General features: G+C 54.3%; 17 protein-coding genes. 3 read left to right on the forward strand and 14 right to left on the reverse strand.

Going from position 1 to position 19,357, the window contains the following annotated elements; all coding sequences use genetic code 11:
• Positions 1 to 137 precede the first annotated feature (137 nt).
• From L2W48_RS06815 to L2W48_RS06830, 4 genes are all read right to left on the reverse strand, one after another.
• Positions 138 to 1,772: a dipeptidase gene (locus tag L2W48_RS06815; protein ID WP_236099479.1), complete on the reverse strand. Its 1,635-nt coding sequence runs from the start codon at positions 1,770 to 1,772 to the stop codon at positions 138 to 140.
• Positions 1,773 to 1,976: 204 nt separating this feature from the next.
• Positions 1,977 to 2,660, reverse strand: coding sequence for a response regulator (locus L2W48_RS06820; RefSeq protein ID WP_236099478.1), 684 nt, complete (start codon positions 2,658 to 2,660; stop codon positions 1,977 to 1,979).
• Between the two features lie 2 nt (positions 2,661 to 2,662).
• On the reverse strand, positions 2,663 to 4,576 hold the full coding sequence (locus tag L2W48_RS06825) for an ATP-binding protein (protein WP_236114866.1): 1,914 nt from the start codon (positions 4,574 to 4,576) through the stop codon (positions 2,663 to 2,665).
• Positions 4,577 to 4,596: 20 nt separating this feature from the next.
• Positions 4,597 to 6,192 carry a dipeptidase gene (locus L2W48_RS06830; protein WP_236099476.1) on the reverse strand — a complete coding sequence of 532 codons (1,596 nt, stop codon included), beginning with the start codon at positions 6,190 to 6,192 and terminating at the stop codon, positions 4,597 to 4,599.
• Between the two features lie 144 nt (positions 6,193 to 6,336).
• On the opposite strand from L2W48_RS06830, the gene L2W48_RS06835 reads away from it, so the two are divergent.
• Positions 6,337 to 7,404, forward strand: coding sequence for an NAD(P)H-dependent flavin oxidoreductase (locus tag L2W48_RS06835; protein ID WP_236099475.1), 1,068 nt, complete (start codon positions 6,337 to 6,339; stop codon positions 7,402 to 7,404).
• A gap of 68 nt (positions 7,405 to 7,472) precedes the next feature.
• Here the strand turns inward: L2W48_RS06835 and ilvB are convergent, their stop codons facing one another.
• The 9 genes from ilvB to L2W48_RS06880 all read right to left on the reverse strand — a co-directional run bounded on the left by ilvB (position 7,473) and on the right by L2W48_RS06880 (position 15,433).
• Positions 7,473 to 9,140: a biosynthetic-type acetolactate synthase large subunit gene (gene ilvB, locus L2W48_RS06840; RefSeq protein WP_236099474.1), complete on the reverse strand. Its 1,668-nt coding sequence runs from the start codon at positions 9,138 to 9,140 to the stop codon at positions 7,473 to 7,475.
• Between the two features lie 38 nt (positions 9,141 to 9,178).
• A complete protein-coding gene (ilvC, locus tag L2W48_RS06845) occupies positions 9,179 to 10,186 on the reverse strand; it encodes a ketol-acid reductoisomerase (RefSeq protein ID WP_236099473.1) in 1,008 nt (335 codons plus the stop codon).
• Between the two features lie 4 nt (positions 10,187 to 10,190).
• Positions 10,191 to 10,460 carry an ACT domain-containing protein gene (locus L2W48_RS06850; protein ID WP_236099472.1) on the reverse strand — a complete coding sequence of 90 codons (270 nt, stop codon included), beginning with the start codon at positions 10,458 to 10,460 and terminating at the stop codon, positions 10,191 to 10,193.
• Between the two features lie 244 nt (positions 10,461 to 10,704).
• The gene (locus L2W48_RS06855) at positions 10,705 to 11,172 is read right to left on the reverse strand and encodes a hypothetical protein (protein ID WP_236116521.1); all 468 of its coding nucleotides are present in this window, start codon (positions 11,170 to 11,172) and stop codon (positions 10,705 to 10,707) included.
• Complete coding sequence (folD, locus tag L2W48_RS06860; RefSeq protein WP_236099470.1) at positions 11,157 to 12,011, reverse strand: bifunctional methylenetetrahydrofolate dehydrogenase/methenyltetrahydrofolate cyclohydrolase FolD; 855 nt, start codon at positions 12,009 to 12,011, stop codon at positions 11,157 to 11,159. Before folD ends, L2W48_RS06855 begins: the two co-directional genes overlap by 16 nt.
• 92 nt (positions 12,012 to 12,103) lie before the next feature.
• Positions 12,104 to 13,012, reverse strand: coding sequence for a glycine betaine ABC transporter substrate-binding protein (locus L2W48_RS06865; RefSeq protein ID WP_236099469.1), 909 nt, complete (start codon positions 13,010 to 13,012; stop codon positions 12,104 to 12,106).
• Positions 13,013 to 13,028: 16 nt separating this feature from the next.
• Positions 13,029 to 13,670, reverse strand: a complete 642-nt coding sequence (locus L2W48_RS06870) for an ABC transporter permease (RefSeq protein WP_236099468.1) — start codon at positions 13,668 to 13,670, stop codon at positions 13,029 to 13,031.
• Positions 13,667 to 14,776, reverse strand: a complete 1,110-nt coding sequence (locus tag L2W48_RS06875; RefSeq protein WP_236099467.1) for an ABC transporter ATP-binding protein — start codon at positions 14,774 to 14,776, stop codon at positions 13,667 to 13,669. The genes L2W48_RS06870 and L2W48_RS06875 overlap by 4 nt, the downstream gene beginning before the upstream one ends.
• 12 nt (positions 14,777 to 14,788) lie before the next feature.
• Complete coding sequence (locus tag L2W48_RS06880; RefSeq protein WP_236099466.1) at positions 14,789 to 15,433, reverse strand: ABC transporter permease; 645 nt, start codon at positions 15,431 to 15,433, stop codon at positions 14,789 to 14,791.
• Positions 15,434 to 15,586: 153 nt separating this feature from the next.
• On the opposite strand from L2W48_RS06880, the gene L2W48_RS06885 reads away from it, so the two are divergent.
• Positions 15,587 to 15,943, forward strand: a complete 357-nt coding sequence (locus L2W48_RS06885; protein WP_236099465.1) for a helix-turn-helix domain-containing protein — start codon at positions 15,587 to 15,589, stop codon at positions 15,941 to 15,943.
• Between the two features lie 63 nt (positions 15,944 to 16,006).
• Here the strand turns inward: L2W48_RS06885 and L2W48_RS06890 are convergent, their stop codons facing one another.
• Positions 16,007 to 18,292 carry a mechanosensitive ion channel domain-containing protein gene (locus tag L2W48_RS06890; protein WP_236099464.1) on the reverse strand — a complete coding sequence of 762 codons (2,286 nt, stop codon included), beginning with the start codon at positions 18,290 to 18,292 and terminating at the stop codon, positions 16,007 to 16,009.
• A gap of 106 nt (positions 18,293 to 18,398) precedes the next feature.
• Here L2W48_RS06890 and L2W48_RS06895 point away from each other — a divergent pair, with 106 nt between their 5' ends.
• The gene (locus L2W48_RS06895) at positions 18,399 to 19,241 is read left to right on the forward strand and encodes a M55 family metallopeptidase (protein ID WP_236099463.1); all 843 of its coding nucleotides are present in this window, start codon (positions 18,399 to 18,401) and stop codon (positions 19,239 to 19,241) included.
• Positions 19,242 to 19,357: the final 116 nt, after the last annotated feature.

A 19,357-nucleotide genomic window follows, 5' to 3' on the forward strand; every position in this document is an offset into this window, starting at 1 on the left:
GTACACTTATGTCCTCTTTATTGCCTCATTTGGTTCAAATTGGCCATCTTCCCCGAACAAAATCAGGCAGTGAGGGGGGACGTCGGATCTAAGCGGGGACCGAGATCATCCGACGATCCCCGCGACGTTACCGAGTATCAGTCCTTGAAATCCTCGCCGAAACCGACGGCCTCAAGCCACCAAGTGGGGTACCCCACGGACTGCTGTTTTCCCTCGGGGGTCATGATGTAGCCGTCCTGGTACTTTCCGACCAGCTTCCAAGCAAGGCCCCACATGGCGTTCTGGACCTTCTCCATGTTGCCGTAGGTGTAATCGGTGAGGTAGGCGACGGCCTTCTTGGGATCCTTCTTGTAGAGGTCGACGGCTTCCTTCTCTACGGCGTTCTGCTGCATGAAGAACTCTTTCTCCCACTTCTGCTGTTCGGCGTTGACGTCCTTGATCATAGAATCCCAGCGAAGCTGAGCCCAGTTGTTGACGAAGTTGAACGCCCACCAGGCGGAGTTGGGGTCGAACTCGTGGCGTTTGCCCTCGCTCCATCCGGCGGGAACCTTGGTCACGCCGCAGTAGAGAGGCACGTATATCGTGGTGTCAGGAGCGTCCTGTCCGAACCACAGCACTCCACCGACGGGATCGGGAAGCCACTCGCGGCTCTGGGACACGAAGCTGTAGGAACAGCGGAACATGGAGATGGCTCTGGGCCAGTCCTTGTCCTTTTTGCCCTCGGGACGGACGTCCTTGGGGGTGGGCCAACGATGGGGGTTGCCGAAGGGGCCAGCGGCCATACCCTTGGTGAGATCGTACTCGGTTCCCTCGAGATGGTCTCTGTAAATGGCCATGATATCCTTAACCGCAACCTTCTTGTCGGGCTTCGCGGAGAAGGGGTAATGACTCTTCTGGGAGGTCAACTCGAAATTCTTCGAGGGAGCCAGAAGGTTGAAGCCCCTCCACTCGCGGATCGACTGATAATGGCCTGATCCGTAGGGGTTGGGGTTGTAGGCCTCGGAGAAATTGAAGGGAGAGCCGGGCTTCCACCAACCCATCTCCTTGGCCAGGTCGGTGACGTTGGAGGAATACATGAAGTTATCCTTATCCTCGAAGTCGATGACGCCGATACGGGAGCGGTTGGCACAGACGACCACGTGATCGTCCGGAACCCTGCGAGCGGCCCAGATGGCACCGGGTTTGCCGCTGTCCTTGTTCCAGAGCATTCCGGGACCGCAGATGTCGAACACCCAGAGCTCCTTGGTGTCGGCGATGATAAGGGTCTCTCCGCCGTCACCGTAGCCGTATTCCTCGGCCAGCTCGCCCATGACCTTGATCGCCTCTCTGGCGGTCTTGGCCCTCTGAAGTCCGAAGATCTCGAGGGTCTCGATCCAGAAGGCGCCGTCCTTGGCGTAAAGCTCGTCACGGCCGCTCCAGGTATCCTCGCCGAAAACGAGCTGATGCTCGTTCATGAAAGGATAGCCTATGTGAAAATAGGTATAGGTCTTCTCGACCTGGGGAATGTCCAGGACCTTCTTGAGAGGCCTGGTGGGCTGGGTCCCGTGACAGACGTCCTGATAGACCGGGGTGGTTGCTCCGGCCTCGAAGGTCTGTCCAGGGATTATCTGAATCCTGTTGTCGTACCATCCGTCGCAAGTATGGCTGACCATAACTGAACCGTCCACGGTGGCGTTACGACCTGCTCCGATAGGAGTACAGGCCAAGGCCGCGGAAGCCATAAAGGTACCGGCCAAACCAAGAAGCAGGCTTTTTACCAAAGCTTTCTTCATAAAAAAAACACCCTCCTCGCACACTACATACCGATATGTCTCCGGTACGTCTCGATCTCGACACCCCTCCGCACCGTCCAAAATAGGATGCCATTGGACCTATCGATCATTGTAAGGGAAAGCTGCGAGGAAGGACAGAATAATAAAAATTTATGGCCGAAATTGTACTATTTTGTTCATGGAAAAAATGCCCCCTGGATACATCTATCGGGTGAGCTCATACTTGTTTATAGGCCTGCCTACCTCCTGGTACTCCCTCTCCATCACGGCCTTATCGGAGGCGACCAGATACTCGAGATATCTTCTGGCCGTTATCCTGGAGACCCCTATGGCCTCGGCGGTCTCGACAGACGAAAGGGGCTTGTCAACCTTGGTCAGCAGAGCTTCCACCTTTTCCAGGACATTGGGATTCAACCCCTTGGGCAGCACGGTCTGCACGTTTTTCTTATTTCGCGCCAACAGAAGATTGTCTATGTCCTGCTGGTCCACCTGGTTGGGCCCCTCTGTCAATCGATGGACCACCTGGCAAAAGGCCTGAAGGGCCGCCTTCATCCTATCGAAGGCGAAGGGCTTGACTATATAGTCGAAAGCGCCGGCCTGAAGGGTTTTGTTCACCGTAGCCTTGTCCCTGGAAGCGGAGATTATGATGACATCCACGTTGCTGCCGCTTTCCCTTATCCTCTCAAGCGTCCCCAGACCATCCAATCCGGGAAGAAATATATCTAGTATGACAAGACGGACCGGCCTTTTTCGAAGAAAATCCAAGGCCTTCAGCCCGTTGTCCACCATGCCGACCACACGGAACCCCTCCACCGAATTGACGTAATTCTGATGTATATCCGCTACCATAGGATCGTCCTCTACTACCAGGACATCTATATAATCCATGTTCAGATACCTCCGTTAGGTAATGTCACCATAAACTCTGTGAATCCTCCCGAAACATAATCTATCGAGAGATCACCGCCCATGGCGTCCACCAGTTTTTTGACGTTGTAGAGTCCGAACCCGGAGGGACGGCTCTTGGTCTTGGTGGAGAAACCCTTGTCGAACATACGGGACTCTATCTCGTGAGTGAGGGTCCCCCCGTTGTCCTCGACGCTTATCATAATCTGGTTAGACTCGTCGAATATGGCGAAGTCGATTCTGGGATTCTCTACTCCCGAGGAAAGCACCGCCTCCATGCCGTTCTCCAGCAGGTTGCCTATTATCACCACCATGGCCTGGTCGCTTATGCCGACACATTCGCCGCAGTAGCTGTCCGGATCTATACGTATCTCTATGCCCAACTCTCGACATCTCCCTACTTTCCCGATGACTATCCCTCCGACGGCAGGGTTTTTTATATTCTCCGAGATGAAGGACGTGGTGGAGCTTTCCGGGTTCGCCTCGGACGTTATGAACTCGATGGCCTTTTCATGCCTTCCCATCTGGATCAGTCCCGCTATGGCCTGCAGCTTGTTCTGAAATTCGTGGTTCTGCACCCTCAGGGACTCCACGTACATCCTGACGCCGGTTATCTCCTCCGCCAAGGCGTGCATCTCCGTCATATCCCTGAAAGTGGCTATAGCTCCGTATACCACGCCTCTGTAGACCACGGGAGCCTTGTTGCCTATCACTAAAGTTCCCCTAAGGTTCTGCTCTAAATCGAAAACTGGCTCCCCGGTGTCCAATACCTTGACCAGATCGACATCGGGGACAGCCTCTTCTGCCGGTTTTCCCACCACATCCAGGCCGACGGCCAACAGTTCCTGAGCGACCTTGTTGATCATGGACACCCTGCCGTCTTTGTCCACAGCTACTATCCCGTCTCTTATAAAGTCCAGGATCTTCTCCCTCTCGCCGGAAATCCGAACGACCTCTCGCTTGAGCATGACGTTCCAACCGACTATCGTGGCCAGTATAGCCAGAAAGAGGCCGCCTATCTTCATCAGAGTGTCCCTATCGACGATAGGTCCGTCGTAACCTCCGAACCATTTGCCCACGAGCCTTCGATAGGATCCGTTTTGTCTGAGGGTCTCGAAGGCCTTGCCCAGCCTTATGGCGAGTTCCGAGTCACCTCTGGTCACGACCATGCCCTTCTCCAATGTGAACACCGGAGGGGATATATACTCCAGATTACGGACCCCCATCTCCTTCCAAAGATAAAGTCCCTGATAGGTTCCCACCAGAGCTCCGGGATAAAGACCGGACGAAACCATTCTAACAGCCTCGTCCAGGGTCTTTACCGACACTATCCTAGAAGTGAGCCCACCGGAGGTCAGAAACGCCAGTCCGGCACCGTCCTTCTCGACAACCAAAGGCTTTTCCCTGAGATCTCTTATGGATTCCACCCCTCCCTCTTTCCGGACGAGGCAAGAGTAGGGTTCTTCCGCTATGGGGAAGGAGAAACATATATCCCAAGCATCCTTGCCCGAGATACCCTGTATCGGCAATTTCAAGGGATTGGTCCCACCTAGTTCCGATGGATCAACGTTGTATACCTGCATATAGGAAAAGGGCTCCACGTCCCTGGGGACAGGATGAGGTGTTCCCAACACGACGTCTATACGGCTTCTGTACATCGATTGGCGAAGTCCCTCCCAGCTCCCGATCCTAAGGCTGATCCTCATGTTCTCCACTGAGGCGATCTCCTTCATGAGGTCGACGAAGAATCCGGAAGGCAGATCACCCTCCTCCACCAAAAAGGGCGGATCGGCGGGAAGGCAGAGGACGTGTACGGTCCTTCCGACCCCTTCTATCAAAATCGGCTCCTCGAATGAAAAAACCGCGGAAGTCCAGGACAGCCAGAGAATCGATGCCAAAATCGGCAAGAGCCTCGTCATCACCAGAATTTATTTCCGTTGTACTTGGCTATGAGCTCGCGACACAGCCTCCAGTAACCGTCTCGAACTCCCTCCATCCTGTCGACTGTAAGTTCCGTCAAATAAATTGAACACCTTTCCGGCGACCGCTCGTAAAGCTCCACGGCCTCTTTGTCGACGAGGAGAAGAGACCCCATGAAACTCTTCTCCAAAGGATTTCTGAACAAAACCAGGTCTTTCATCGCCCTCTGATATCTTCTGTTCACAAGATCGCTGGCCAGACTGACACACCACCGAGCAGAGGCGGGATCGAAGAAATCGGCCTCGAAAGTACGCCAGCTATCGGCGGTATCGGTCACCCCGGCGTATATGGGAACGTAGCAGGAGAAAAGAGGCAACCCCATGCCGAACCACATAATTCCCCCGACGGGATCGGGCAACCAGTTTCTGTTCTGAGCGACAAAGCTATAGGAAGTCCTGGCAGCTATAGGCCTGGAATAGGGTATATTCAACAAAGACCTAGTAGCCCTGTCCGGCACCGGGGTGGCCAACTCGCTCTTCACGAGCTCCCCGTTTACCCCGGGGACGAGCCAGGCCTGGTTGTCCTCCATGGAAAAAGGAGTGTCCTGCAACCTGGAACGGAAGATATCGAATACATCCGATACCGAGACCGGGCTCTCAGGCTTAAAGGAAAAAGGATACGATCGAAGCTCACCGTATGGATCCCAACGAATCGATGGAGCCAAATCAGAATAGATGCAAAAAAGCCGACTCCTCACCCACATAGAGGACGGGGACCACGGCCCGTAACCGGGGGAGTATATCTCCGTCCAGTTGAAGGGGGCGTTCGATGCGGGATCGTACCAGCCGTTGCTCACCGCCGGATCCATGTAGTTTTCGGAGACCATGAAATGTTCGCCGTCGTCGGGGTCGACCACGCCTATCCTGCTGGCGTTGGCTATGACAGCCACGTGGTCGTCCGGCACTCTCCTGGCCGCCCAAATGGCTCCTGGACGACCGGAATCGGGGCTCCAGTCGTATCCGACGCTCATTATCTCCAGTATCCATATCTCGTCGGTGTCCGCTATGGCAAGGGACTCTCCCTCGTAGGCACAGGACCCCAGGAAACCGTACCTCTCGGCCATCTCGCCTATAAGCCTTATGGCGTCTCGAGCGGTCCTCGTTCTCTGAAGAGCCAGTATGGACAGCTGTTCCACCGTCATTATGGATTTTGTGTCGGGATAGAAGGCCTTGAGCTCGTCCTTCTGTCCTATGGTGGACTCCGCTATGGCTAGTTGGTGTTCGTTGTAGCTGGAGTAACCGGTCCTGAAGTATCCGTATGTCTCCTCAACCTCGGGAATCTCGGCTATCTTGACCGGCTTTCTATCGTCCTCCCCTAAAAGGTTCAGATATATCGGCGTAGATTCACCCGAGCCGTGTTTCTTTCCCGGAACGTATCTGATGTTGGAATCGTACCATCCGTCGGCGGTCTGAGAGGCTATCACTGAACCGTCCACGGTAGCACCCTTTCCGGCGACCACGACGGTACATCCGAAAGCAGCGTAATTACAGACTAAAGACAGCCAGACCACCATTGCGATCTTGCAATATCTCATCGTCACTCCTCCTTTCCCCCTGCATACCCTTATGATACCATCCAGTTTTACAAGGTTCATTGGTCCTCGTTTTGAATATGCGATAAAATAGGTCCGTCACGACCTGCCCTTCATGAGGCGGGACATCGAAGGGAGAGAAAGTTTATGGATATGCCTGTTCTAAAGATCGGCGGACACAGCCCTCGCCATCCTCTGATACAGGGGGGCATGGGGGTGCTCGTGTCCGGCCCGAAACTGGCTGGTGCGGTTGCCCGATCGGGGGCCATCGGTACCATAGCATCGGTAGGGCTTGCGGCGGCTCACCCCGACTTCACCGGACGTAACTACTTTGAGATCAACCAAAAAGCCATCAAGGAATACCTGGCGGAAGCAAGGGAGATAGCCGGCCCCGACGGTATACTCGCGGTAAACTGCATGGTGGCTTTGACTGACTACGAACTTCACGTAAAGGCGGCCTGCGAGGGAGGAGCTCAGATAATAATCTCCGGAGCCGGACTCCCTCTGAAGCTACCAGAGTATACCAAAGACTACCCCGATGTAGCACTGGTCCCCATAGTCAGTTCCGCCAAGGCAGCCCAACTGATAATGAGAAGGTGGAAGAAAACCTGCGGCAGGATCCCCGACGGATTCGTAGTGGAGACCCCGCTATATGCGGGAGGGCATCTCGGAGCCAGAGACGAGGCGATGGTAAAAGATCCGTCTTTGTCCCTTGAGGTAGTAGTCCCGGAGCTGGTGTCTTTCCTGGAAAAAGAGGGGCTGGACATACCTGTTATAGCTGCAGGGGGCATATGGGATAGAGAGGACATCCTAAAGGCGTTCGATCTGGGAGCCAAGGGAGTACAGATGGGAACCAAGTTCGCAGCCACTGAAGAAGGAGATGCCGATATAAGGTTCAAGCAGGCCTACGTGGACGCAACGGAAGACGACGTGGTGCTGATACACAGCCCGGCAGGACTTCCTGGCAGAGCGCTTAGGTCTCCTATGGTGGACCGATATCTGAAGGGCGATGTCGAGAGCAAACCCTGTATGGCCAACTGTCTGACCCACTGTAAATATCGCAAGACAAAGGAGACCTTCTGCATAGCCCAAGCCTTGGTCGACGCCTACAGAGGAGACTGGGAGCACGGACTTTTCTTCTGTGGGAGCAACGTCACGAAGGTAAACAGCATTGAGAAGGTCGAGGACGTGATCCAATCGCTTTTCCCAGAATAGGCATAGTCAAACCCAGAAAAAAGAGGGTTCCGAGATGAAATCGATCTCGGAACCCTCTTTTTTCTGGTTCAACCTTCAACCAACATGTCCTCCAGTCCACCTCCGGGAGTCACCATGGGAAAGACCTTGAAGTCGTCGCTGATGGGACATTCTATAAGACTCGGGCCGGGATATCCGAAGGCTCTGTCAAGACAGACATCCAGATCCTTCCTTGAGAAAACCCTAAATCCCTGGGCCCCGTAAGCCCTGGCTAGGGCTACGAAGTCACAGACCGGCGTCTCCACAGTAGCGCTGTACCTCTCATCCCAGAAAAGCTCCTGCCATTGGCGGACCATTCCCAGGGAACCGTTGTTGAACAGAATTATCTTGACCGGTAACTCCATGCGAACGGCGGTCTCCATCTCCTGAGAGTTCATTAAAAAACTCCCATCTCCGGAGAGACAGACCACCGGTCTTCCCGGTTTGGCCATGGAGGCCCCTATGGCGGCGGGCAACCCAAATCCCATGGTGCCCTGGCCACCGGAGGACAGGAAGGTCCTCGGCTTCAGGGACTTCCAGAAGAGGGCTCCCCACATCTGATGCTGTCCGACATCGGTGGTCACTACGTCCTCCGGGGAAAGTCTCTCGCGAACCGTATCCATTATGTCTTCGGGAGAAAGAACTCCGTCCGGGCTAACTTCCTTCGAGACTAGAGATTCCCATCGAGAGGCCCATTCCTCAAAAGAATGTTCGGGAGGCTGATCGTTTAATATCTCTAGCCCTCTCTTGAGATCGGACAGAACGGCCAGATCGACCGGGACGTTCTTCCCTATCTCCGCTCTGTCCAGATCCACATGGACTACAGAGGCATCCTTTGCGAAACTGGATACCCTTGCGGTGGTCCTGTCTCCGAGCCGACAGCCCAACACCAGCACCAGATCGGACCGAGACAGGGCCCTGTTGGCCCTTACCGTTCCGTGCATTCCCGCCATGCCCAGGGAGAGACGATGATCTTCCGGAAAAGCCCCTTTGCCCATCAGGCTGGTGGCCACAGGGATGGATCGAGAGGAGGCGAAGCGAAATAACTCGTCGGAGGCTCCGGAGAGGATCGCCCCTCCTCCGGCCAATATGACCGGCCGCTTCGATTCGTCCAACAGACCCATGATAGAAAGGACCACCGAAGCCCCGTCCTGATCGAAGCTCTCCCCGGGGAAGGTCCTCTCGACTACCTGTTGTTCTCCATCGATAACGACCTGACGTTGAACGTCAACCGGGAGATCGACCAGGACCGGTCCGGGACGACCGGAGGAGGCGAGTCGAAAAGCGGATCGAACGGTGGAAGCCAATTCCTCCACCCTCTCGACGGAGAAGCTGTGCTTGACCATGGACAGCGAGGCTCCATAGAGGTCTGCCTCCTGAAAAGCATCGCTACCCTTGAGTTTCCCCGCCACCTGCCCGGTCAACACGACGATGGGAACAGAGTCCGCCTGGGAATCGGCCAGAGCCGTCAAGGTATTCAAGGCTCCCGGCCCCGAGGTGGCTATACATAGACCGACCTTGCCGGAGGCCCTGGCGTAACCGGCCGCTGCGAAACAAGCCCCCTGTTCGTGTCGGAACAAGACGTGCTTTATCGACGACCCATAGAGGGAATCGTACAGAGGTATAACTGTTCCCCCGGGAACTCCGAAGGCCACGTCAATGCCACAGCTCTCGAGGGTCTTTATCAATATATCCGCTCCGGTGAAGGACGACTTCATCTCTCGATCCCCTCCTGGGTAAAATACCGTCTCGGGCCCTATCTAGGGGCCTTTTTAGCCTCCAGCCAGGGCATCATATCCCTGAGATCGGCTCCTACCTGCTCCAGCTGCTGCGAGACCTCTCTCCTCCTCCAGGCCTTCATCCTCGGACGACCGGTCTGATTTTCCAGGATCCAGTCCTTTGCGAAGCTACCGTCCTGGACCTCTCTGAGCAGCTCCTTCATAGCCGTTCTAGACTCCGATCCGATCACCCTGGGACCGGCCACCATGTCTCCGTACTCGGCGGTGTCGCTTATGGAGTATCTCATCCAGGAAAGACCTCCCTCGTATATGAGATCGACTATGAGTTTCATCTCGTTAAGACACTCGAAGTAGGCTATTTCCGGCTGATATCCCGCCTCCACCAGGGTCTCGAAACCGGCCTTCATCAGTTCCGTAACGCCTCCGCAGAGCACCGCCTGCTCCCCAAAGAGGTCCGTCTCCGTCTCCTCCTCGAAGGTGGTCTCGATAACCCCGGCCCTTCCGCAACCTATGGCGGACGCGTAGGCCAGTCCCAGATCCTTGGCGGATCCCGTGGCATCGTTGTAGACGGCCAGCAATCCCGGAGTTCCCTTCCCCTGGGTATACAGACGCCTCACTATGTGCCCCGGACTCTTTGGAGCCACCATGAAGACATCCACGTCCTCCGGTGGCTCTATCTGGTGATAGTGAACGGCGAACCCGTGGGCAAATGCCAAGGCCATGCCGGACTTCAGGTTGGGGGCTATCGATTCTCTATAGACCGATGGCTGGACCGTATCGGGCATCAGTACCATGACGAGATCGGCCTTGGCAACCGACTGGGCCACGGAGAGCACCTCGAAACCGTCCTCCCTGGCCACCCCGGCGGAGCGGCTGCCTTCGTGAAGCCCCACGACCACAGAGACCCCGCTGTCCCTGAGATTCTGGGCATGAGCGTGCCCCTGGCTGCCGTAACCCAACACCGCCACCGTCTTGCCCTCCAGCTTTGCCGATACCGCATCTCCGTCGTAGTAGACCTTTGCCATAACCTTAAGCACTCCTTCGCTCTCTCTCGAAATCGGAGGCTCCCTCGAAGAGAACAACCTCCACCGTCTCCATCAACCGCCGAAGCTGCAGGATCATACGATCGCACCTCTCCTGCCCTTCGGCCACCTCCAGACGACACCAACAAAGCCCGTCGTCTCTGCCTCTCTCGGCGGAGAAGCTGATGAGATCGTAGCCTCTTCTCAGCACCATCGAAGCTATCCTCACCATGGTTCCGGGCTCGTCCTGGGCGAGAACCCCTATCCTCCGATACAAAGCACTCCCTCCTTTTCGACCATAAAAAAAGGCCGGGATCCTCTACGAGGATCCCGGCCTGGCGTCGCGGTCGGACTATACGCCGACAGTCACTCCAGGAAGGACCCCGCAGCTGATAACGACGACTATAATAATGACAAATAGATTAAGGGTTGCCGTTGCTTTCATAGCGAGCTCCTTTCCCGGTCCAGAACCGGCGGGTATTGGCGGAAATGATACGAGCGAAAGAGTTTTTTGTCAACCCCTACTTCTCCGATTCTTCCGAAATCAACTTTTTCAGTTCGTTAAGCTTCAATCCGATCTCCAGATAGCTGGTCTCCATTTCCTGAAAGGACTTCATATCCTCCAGGTAAGGACCCTTTCGGTACTTCCTGTCCTTTTTGTGTCTCTCCAGCTTCACGCACAGGTCCCTGAAGGACCCCATCGCTTTCGACATTGCCCTGGAGTAAGCCCTCAAGACCATCAGAAAACGGCCCTCCTCAGACTCTTCCGAAGGAGACAGCCCCTTTATCCCGACCCGGACCTTCTCCAGTCTGTCGAGAAGAGGAACGACCGCCTCGGAAGCCTCGAGAGGATCCGGTCTGAAAAGTCCGAGGGCTTTCTTGAGAGAGAACTTGAAGATCCGATTTTGTATCGAAAGATACTCCCTGAGTACCGAGTTGACCTCCAGAGCGAGATCTGCGACCTCCCCTGTCATCACGATTCGGAGCATCTCCTCTCGGCGGAAGCCACCACGTTGCCCAAAAGCATGGCGATGGTCAAAGGCCCTACGCCGCCGGGAACGGGAGAGATAGCTCCCGCAACGGAGGCGACCGAATCGTAATCGACGTCGCCGACGATACCGTCCTCTGTGCTGTTTATACCGACGTCGACAACGACCGCACCGGGTTTTATCATTTCGCCTTTGATCATTTTAGGACGGCCCACCGCAGCCACAACGATATCGGCGGAGCGCAGGACCTCCGTAAGGTTCGCGGTCCTGCTGTGACAGTAGGTGACAGTGGCGTTTTTTTCCAGAAGCATCATTCCTACAGGCTTGCCCACTATGTTGCTTCGTCCGACTACCACGGCGTGCTTGCCCTCGAACTCCACGTCGTAGCTCTCCATGAGATACATCGCCCCCTGAGGGGTACAGGGCCGGAGGGACGGTAGGCCGGACATCAACCGTCCCAGATTGGCAGGGTTGGAGCCATCCACGTCCTTATCGGGATCTATAGCGGCCTGGATTCTCTCGTTGGATATATGGCCGGGAAGGGGCATCTCCACCAGAATACCGTTAACTCCGTCATCTCGATTAAGTTCCTCAACGAGATCGAGAAGTTCCTCTTCCGAGGTCTCTCCGGGAAGCTGACGAAAGTCGAAGGAAATCCCTACGGATTCGCAGTTCTTCTTTTTCTGACCGGCGTACACCTTGGACGCAGGATCGTCTCCCACCAGCACCACCGCCAGAGAGGGAACTATCCCTTTTTTACCTAGCTCCAGGACCTTCGCCGCTATAGTCTCCTTGGCTTTCTTGGATACGGCTCTACCGTCCATCACGATATTATTCAAGTCACGACCTCCCTATCGTCATGAAATTACGATCTATCCGTTATTCTATCTCAAAAGGACCGAAACGACAGGGAAGTCGCCGAAGAATGCGGTTAAATAAGTCCTTTTTCCTCCAGATACTCCCTCGCCACCACGTCGGCGGGAAGCCCCACGGCGTCGACCTTATAGTTCAACTCCTGCATGATCTCGTTGTCCAGCTCCGATATGGGGGCCAGTATCTCCACCACGTCGGGATTGACATCGAGAAACTCCTTCCTAACGGTCACGCACAGGTTATAGGCAGGGAAAAATTTCTTGTCGTCCTCGAGGACCAGAAGGTCGAATTTAACCAGCTTCCCGTCGGTAGGATAGGCCATGGCTACGTCTATCTGTCCCCTATTGATGGCCTCGAAAGTCAGACCTATGTCCATCAGCTTTCTCTGCCCCGTGGTCAGCTCGATTCCGTAGGTCTCGATTATCCCGGGAATACCGTCGGGACGTTCGTTAAACTCAGAGCCTATACCGAACACGACCTCCTCAGGATGAGAGTTGTTGTACTCGGTAAGCTCCGAGATGGATGTGCCCAACTTCTCCGCATCGCCCTTCCTTATGGCCAGTGCGAAGGTATTGTTGATCTTGGAACGGTCAAGCCACACGATGCCGTTTCGCTCCAGGTCCTCGGCCTTAACCTTCTCGTAAAGCTCCTTGGGGTCTCCCACCTTTTCATCGTGTTTTAGGTAAAGAGGCCAGGCGGTTCCGGTATACTCGGCGTAGATATCGATCTGACCGGAGGTAAGAGCCGTCCTGGTGATGGAGCTTCCTGTTCCCATCTTCTTCGATACGTCGTAGCCCCCGTTCTCCAGGAGAAGTGCCATCATCTCACCTACCACGTACTGCTCGGTGAAGTTCTTTGCCCCTACCGTGACCTCTTTGGCAGAAACAGAAGATGCCCCGATAGTCAGGAGCAGACTAAAAATCCCTAACGCTAAAACCTTTGACGCTGACTTACTTAAAAAATTCATGTTTACCTCCTAAGCGTTATCTTCCCTGGGACAATCCCTTGGGAACAACTTTTTTCTCTACGGACGCGAATATGAAATCGACGACCAGGGCCAAGATGGCAGAGAGCCCGGCTCCCACCAGGATGGCACCGTTATTTTGCATCTTCAAACCGGTGAAGATAATATCTCCTAACCCTCCGCCTCCTATGACCGCCGCCACTGTGGCAGTCCCTATGTTTATGGTGGCGGCGCTTCTCACCCCGGACATGATTACCTCAGAGGCCAAAGGCAGCTTGACCTTCAGGAGAATCTGGCCTCTGGTCATGCCGATCCCCCTAGCCGCCTCCACGACCTCGCCGGGAACCCCCAGAAGTCCGGACACCACGTTGAAGACAACAGGGACGAGACAGTAGATTACAAGGGCAAGGATAGCTGGAGCCTTTCCTATCCCGACGAAGAGGAAGGAAAAGGCCACTACCGCGATGGAGGGGGTAGCCTGAGAGGCACCCAGAATCGTAAGAAGGGAACGCCCAAACCCCTTACCGCCACCGGTGGCTATGAAGATACCCAACAGCAAACCCAGGATTATTGATATAGCCATGGAGGAAAGAAACAGTGTGATATGGGAAGAGAAAGCTATCCATATCTGTTCTCCGTGACCGGCAATGTAGGAGATCACCTACGATCACCCTCTACCTGGGAAAACACGTCGGAGAGATGGATGACTCCCAACAGTTTTCCGATTCGATCCACCACCGGAAGCTGCCTAGCTCCGACCTCCAGCATCCTCGACAGGGAGTCGGTGACGCTGGTGTTCCTCTCCACTCTGGCACATTTCTCCTCGTAGTCTATGGAGATACGTCCTTTTTTATTCCCCTTGTCCAGGACATATCTGCCCAACAGGATTCCACCGTCATCTATCAGATAGGCGGTGTTAATCACCTCTCCTTCAAGACGTTTCATCAGAGCCTCCCTAGTCTGAGAGACAGTATCCTCTCTGACGATGGAGAAATACCCCCTGTCCGTGACGAATTCCTTGGCCCTCCTGAGAGACAAGGCCTTGAGGGTCCTGTCGTGCCCAAGTAGGCTCTCGACGAACTCGTCAGAGGGGTTGTCCAGTATCTCCGAGACCGAATCGTGCTGGACGACCGCTCCGTCCTTCATGACCACAACACTATCGCCCATCTTGATGGCCTCGTTTATATCGTGGGTTACGAAGACTATGGTCTTTCCTATCTCTTCCTGAACCTCCAGAAAAGAGTCCTGGATGGTAGTCCTGTTTATCGGATCTATCGCTCCAAAGGGCTCGTCCATCAAAAGCACCTCCGGGTCCGCCCCTAAAGCTCTGGCCAAACCGACCCTCTGTTGCTCTCCTCCGGAGAGCTGAAGGGGATACTTTTCGGCATAGCTTCCGTCCAAAGTCACAAGATCTAGCAGCTCGTAGACCCGCTTGGAGATTTTCTCTTCCTTCCACCCCAAAAGCCTGGGTACGGTGGCGACGTTGTCAAACACCGTATAGTGAGGAAAAAGGCCGACGTGCTGTATAACGTACCCTATGGACCTCCTCAGATCCACCGGGTTCATATCGGTAACGTCCTCTCCGCCTATCATGATCCTTCCGCCCGACGGTTCTATCAGACGGTTGATCATCTTAAGGGTCGTCGTCTTTCCACATCCGGAAGGCCCTATGAGCATGGTTATCTTGCCCTTCTCTATCGAGACGTTCAGGGAGTCTACCGCGACCTGATCGTCAAATTTTTTGGTTACGTCTATGAGATCTATCAACTATTTCAGCTCCTAATCTTCTGGCGATAAGCCCTTGGGGGTTACGATCGTCTCGAAACGCAGCAAAAGCCAGTTTGCCAATATCCCCAAGAGAGCAACCGACAGAGCTCCGGCTCCCACCATCATTATGTTCGACCGGGCTATCCCAGAAAAGATAAAACCACCCAACCCGCCGGCTCCCACCAGAGAGGCAAAGGCGGCCACGCTGATCCCCATGACCACGGCGAGACGGACCCCGGCCATTATCACCGGCAGGGCCAGAGGTATACGGACCTTCCAGAGAACCTGCATCCTTGAAAGACCGATTCCCGTGGCGGCTTCGATGATCGCCGGAGACACTCCGTTCAAGGCGGTATAGGTGTTCCTCGTTATGGGAAGAAGGGAATAGATGGAGATAGCCAAGACGGCTGGAACGACTCCAAGCCCCATCTTGACGGAGGCCAAAAGGGCCACCATTATTCCGAAAAGCGCCAAGCTGGGTATGGTCATCAAGATACTGGAACCGTATATGACCAAACGGGCTATTCTGGGACGAGAGGATATCCATATCCCCAGAGGAAGACTGATGCAGATCGCGATGGGAACGCTTATTCCGACTATGAGGAGATGTTGAAGAAGAGCCTCCAGAAGCTTTACGTGATAGTACTTTAAAAACATCGATAACGATATAGTACACTCACTCCTTTCCGTCGACAAAAAGATCCGACACATATAAAATAACACTAATAGCCGAACCGGACAACATAAAACGCCATGAAGAGACATATCCGCAACACAAAACACGCATACAGAAAGAGGAGAACATCAAATATGACTAAGAAAAGATACATGACACCGGAAGAGGCCGCGACGGCCAGAGGGGTGACTCCGGCGACCATTAGAAAATGGCTCAGGGAAGGATATATCGACGGAATAAAGATGGGGAGACTGTGGAGAGTCGTGGAGGACGGCGACGTCGAGATAGAGAAACTGGACAAGAAAACGGAGGCTCTACTGAGAGGCTCTCTCGAGAAACTGCAGGAATCGATGAACCGGATAACAGAGCTGATCGGATCAGGCGGCAACATCCAGCTGATAAGGGCATTGTGCACCGTTCTTCCCCAGCTAGAGGACGCCTCGGATAAGATCGTAGCTCTCTCCGAAATGGCATCGCGAGAAAAAATATGAAAAAATGGATCGACGGCCTCAGCTTGACGGCCGTCGATCTTATATGTTCAAACCATGTAACGGTTAAACCGGATCGGGAGCTCCTACCCCCGATTTTTCCATATGGACATCCACCTGAGGGAACGGTATCTCTATTCCCTCCTTCTCGAATATCTCCTGGATCCTGTAACGCATATCGCTGGCCACACCGGTCGGGAAACCATTTTTGACATCGACCCAGAAATACAGTATGAAATTCATCGAACTGTCTGCATATTCCGAAAAAAGAACGAAGGGCTTCGGATCGGGAAGCACAGTCTGATGATCCCTGGCCAGTCCCAACAGGATCTCCTCGACCTTTCTGGCAGGAGTGCCGTAGGCCACACCGATTTCCAGCTTCCCCCTTATGATCTTGTCCGATAAGGTCCAGTTGGTTATGCGGTTATCCAGAAAATAGCTGTTCGGAACCAGAACGTCGTAGTTATCGAAGGTCCTGATCTTGGTGGAACGGGAGTCGATCTCCAACACAGTAGCGGTGATATCGTCCACCTGGACTATATCGTTGATCTTGAACGGCTGCTGGACCATGAGTATAAACCCGCTGATCAGGTTGTTGAACAGATTCTGGGCTCCGAAACCGATACCGATGGCTACGGCACCACCGAGAAACGCAAAGGCAGTGAGAGGCACGTTGACGACCTTGAGGGCAATGAGGAAACTTCCGCATATCAAGACATAGTAGATAAGCCTTTCTATGGCATGAACCCCTGTGACGTCGACTCTTTTAGAGTGAACCAGCAGCCACTTACGGATGAACTTGGCTATCCTTCTGCTGGCCATAAGACCGAAGGACAACACCACCAGAGCTATCACGAACTCCCTCAGCCTGACGGCGTAGCCCCCCATATGCCATAGCTCGGTGTTCAAGATCTCGGCCGTCCTGGCACGCCACATGGAGGATACCTTCTCCGTTATGGCGACCTCCTTTATGTGGCTCTTGATCTCCTCCAACAGCCTCCTGTTCATGGTATCCAATGTTATAAGGGATACCATGTAATTCATGTTTTGTGACATTATATCGTCCAGAATCTTGGACCTTTTCTTTAGAGAGGCTACGGCAACCTTATCCTTGGCTTGATCAAGCTCACCGCTCAGGGCTATCGACCTAGCGTGAAGGGCGGCCTGATACTTCTGTTGCGAGATGAGGACATCCTCGAAACGTCCGACCTTTTGCTCTACCTCGTCCCTCTGCTTCAGCAGAACATCCGCACCGATGCCTCCGGGCTTCAAAAGATCGTACCGGTCCATCCATATATCCTTCATCTCGTTGAGAAAGCCGACCATCTCCTGGGTCTGCTCCATGGTGAGATGCAGATATTCCCTCTCTATCTCCGCCATGGAGAACACCCTCTGAGCCTCTTTCACCGCCTTATCGCCGGTGGCGGCACTGAGTTTGGCGTGAGCTTCCGCATAGGCGTCCTCGGCCTTGGATATGTCTTTTCCCAGGGCCTCCACCTTTTTCTGAAGGGCCTTGAGCCCCTCCTCGTATCTGCCCACACCGGCCTTCATGTCCCCCTCGTCGAAAGAAACGTTAGAATAGATATATCTCTTGACGTCCTCGGCCTGACCCAGACGAAGCCTTGCGGCATCCCTCTGAAGACGAAGATTCTCGAGGTTTCTCTCCAGATAGGCCAAGGTCACCTTCCAGAGCTCCTCGTTCACCTGCGCTTTTTGAAAGGCCCAGAGCTTTTTGTTCTCCCCGTCCGTTCCTTTGGCTTTATCCAGCTCGCTTTGGGCTAATCGAAGGTCCTTTCCCGCCTCGTCCAGCTGGGATCTGGAGCTGACTATGGCCTTCTGCTCTCTGGCTATGGACTCCTCTAAAGTCTCCAGTTTGGAGGATAGATCGTCAGCGTTGGCCAGATAATCGTCGTAAAAACTCAGTTTATAAGGAGGCTCTTCCTTCAGGGATAATCTGGCCTGCCCCTTTTCGGACTCCCTCTTCTTCAGGTCATCTTTAAAACCAACGGTCTTCTCGACCGCACCGTTAAGTCGCTTGTAGAAATTTTGGAGCGAAGATAGAACGGTGATCCTGTCCTCCACATCCGCCTCCGACACCCCGTAACGAGCGGCCGACTCGGCTACCGGCACGGATGCCCAGGATCCTATGGATCGATCCAGCTCGGCTATCCTGTTCTCGTTCTTCGCAATGTCGTATATGTCGCCCGACGCGGTATCTCCCGACGCAGGACCACCCTGAGCCTCTTCGACCGCTCCATCCTGTGCAACGGCGGTAAGGGCGTTCCCATCGGACACCTCGGGAAAGACCGTAAAGGACAGCAACAGAACGAAGATCAAAAACGTTTTTCTCATCCTATCTCCCCCCATCGTTATCTTATGGTACCACAACGCACTGGAGTTCAGCTCCCCTCCGGTGTATTATCGCCTCAGTTTTTATACCAACGAGGAGGTTCTCTGTATGAAAATATACATGAGCGTCGACATGGAAGGTGCCACAGGAGTAGTTAGATCGGAGCAGACGAAAGCTTCTCGCGAAGAATACCGTTTCGGTCAGGCCATGCAGACCCACGATCTCAAGGCCGCGATAGAAGGGGCATTAGAGGGAGGGGCTAGGGAGATCTTGGTCAACGACTCCCACGACGGGATGATAAACATATCCCCTGCGGATCTCTCAAGATACGGTGGCCGAGTCAGGATAATATCCGGCTCTCCCAAGAAGCTCGGCATGATGGAGGGGGTGGAGTGCTGCGACGGTGCCTTTTTCCTCTGCTATCACGCTATGGCAGGCACAGAGAGGGCCATTCTCGATCACACCATATCGGGAAAAGCGGTGTACGGGGCCTGGCTTAACGGCAAAGAGGTCGGGGAAATAGGGCTCAACGCCGCGGTATGCTCGGAGCACTCGATCCCGGTACTTCTCGTGACGGGAGACACCGCCGCCTGCGAAGAGGCCCGTTCCACCCTGGGACAACAGGCCCTAACCTGTTCGGTAAAACGAGGAATCGGCCACTCCTCCGCCGACTGCCTTCCTCCCGACGAGACTTTCGAGATCATCCGAAAAGGGGCCTTCGACGCAGCAAAAAGTCTGAAGGACGGAGAGACAGGAAAAAACGAAATTTCCAGGGGAGCTTTTCAGCTGGACATATCCTTCCACTACACATCTCAGGCGGACAACGCCGCAACGATCCCCGGAACGACCAGGGTCGACGGAAGGACCGTAAGGATAGAGGGCATCGGCATGGACCTGATGAGAAGATGGGCTGGATCCCTCATCTCCTTAGGTGGATCGGTGGCATTTTAAGGACGGTTAGTCAACAGGGGCGGATGAACCTAGGTTCACCCGCCCCTGTTGACTTTTTTCGGACAAATCTCTAAGATGGGAACGTATCCACTTTTGAATCCATTTGCACAGAGGAA

The sequence above is a fragment of the Dethiosulfovibrio russensis genome, assembly GCF_021568855.1.
GTDB lineage: Bacteria > Synergistota > Synergistia > Synergistales > Dethiosulfovibrionaceae > Dethiosulfovibrio > Dethiosulfovibrio russensis.

Excerpts from the sequence above, each read along its gene's own strand:
- L2W48_RS06815 (WP_236099479.1), bottom strand. The coding sequence starts at position 1,772 with ATGAAGAAAGCTTTGGTAAAAAGCCTGCTTCTTGGTTTGGCCGGTACC.
- L2W48_RS06820 (WP_236099478.1), bottom strand. The coding sequence starts at position 2,660 with ATGGATTATATAGATGTCCTGGTAGTAGAGGACGATCCTATGGTAGCG.
- L2W48_RS06830 (WP_236099476.1), bottom strand. The coding sequence starts at position 6,192 with ATGAGATATTGCAAGATCGCAATGGTGGTCTGGCTGTCTTTAGTCTGT.
- L2W48_RS06835 (WP_236099475.1), top strand. The coding sequence starts at position 6,337 with ATGGATATGCCTGTTCTAAAGATCGGCGGACACAGCCCTCGCCATCCT.
- ilvB (WP_236099474.1), bottom strand. The coding sequence starts at position 9,140 with ATGAAGTCGTCCTTCACCGGAGCGGATATATTGATAAAGACCCTCGAG.
- ilvC (WP_236099473.1), bottom strand. The coding sequence starts at position 10,186 with ATGGCAAAGGTCTACTACGACGGAGATGCGGTATCGGCAAAGCTGGAG.
- L2W48_RS06855 (WP_236116521.1), bottom strand. The coding sequence starts at position 11,172 with ATGCTCCGAATCGTGATGACAGGGGAGGTCGCAGATCTCGCTCTGGAG.
- L2W48_RS06865 (WP_236099469.1), bottom strand. The coding sequence starts at position 13,012 with ATGAATTTTTTAAGTAAGTCAGCGTCAAAGGTTTTAGCGTTAGGGATT.
- L2W48_RS06880 (WP_236099466.1), bottom strand. The coding sequence starts at position 15,433 with ATGTTTTTAAAGTACTATCACGTAAAGCTTCTGGAGGCTCTTCTTCAA.
- L2W48_RS06885 (WP_236099465.1), top strand. The coding sequence starts at position 15,587 with ATGACTAAGAAAAGATACATGACACCGGAAGAGGCCGCGACGGCCAGA.
- L2W48_RS06890 (WP_236099464.1), bottom strand. The coding sequence starts at position 18,292 with ATGAGAAAAACGTTTTTGATCTTCGTTCTGTTGCTGTCCTTTACGGTC.
- L2W48_RS06895 (WP_236099463.1), top strand. The coding sequence starts at position 18,399 with ATGAAAATATACATGAGCGTCGACATGGAAGGTGCCACAGGAGTAGTT.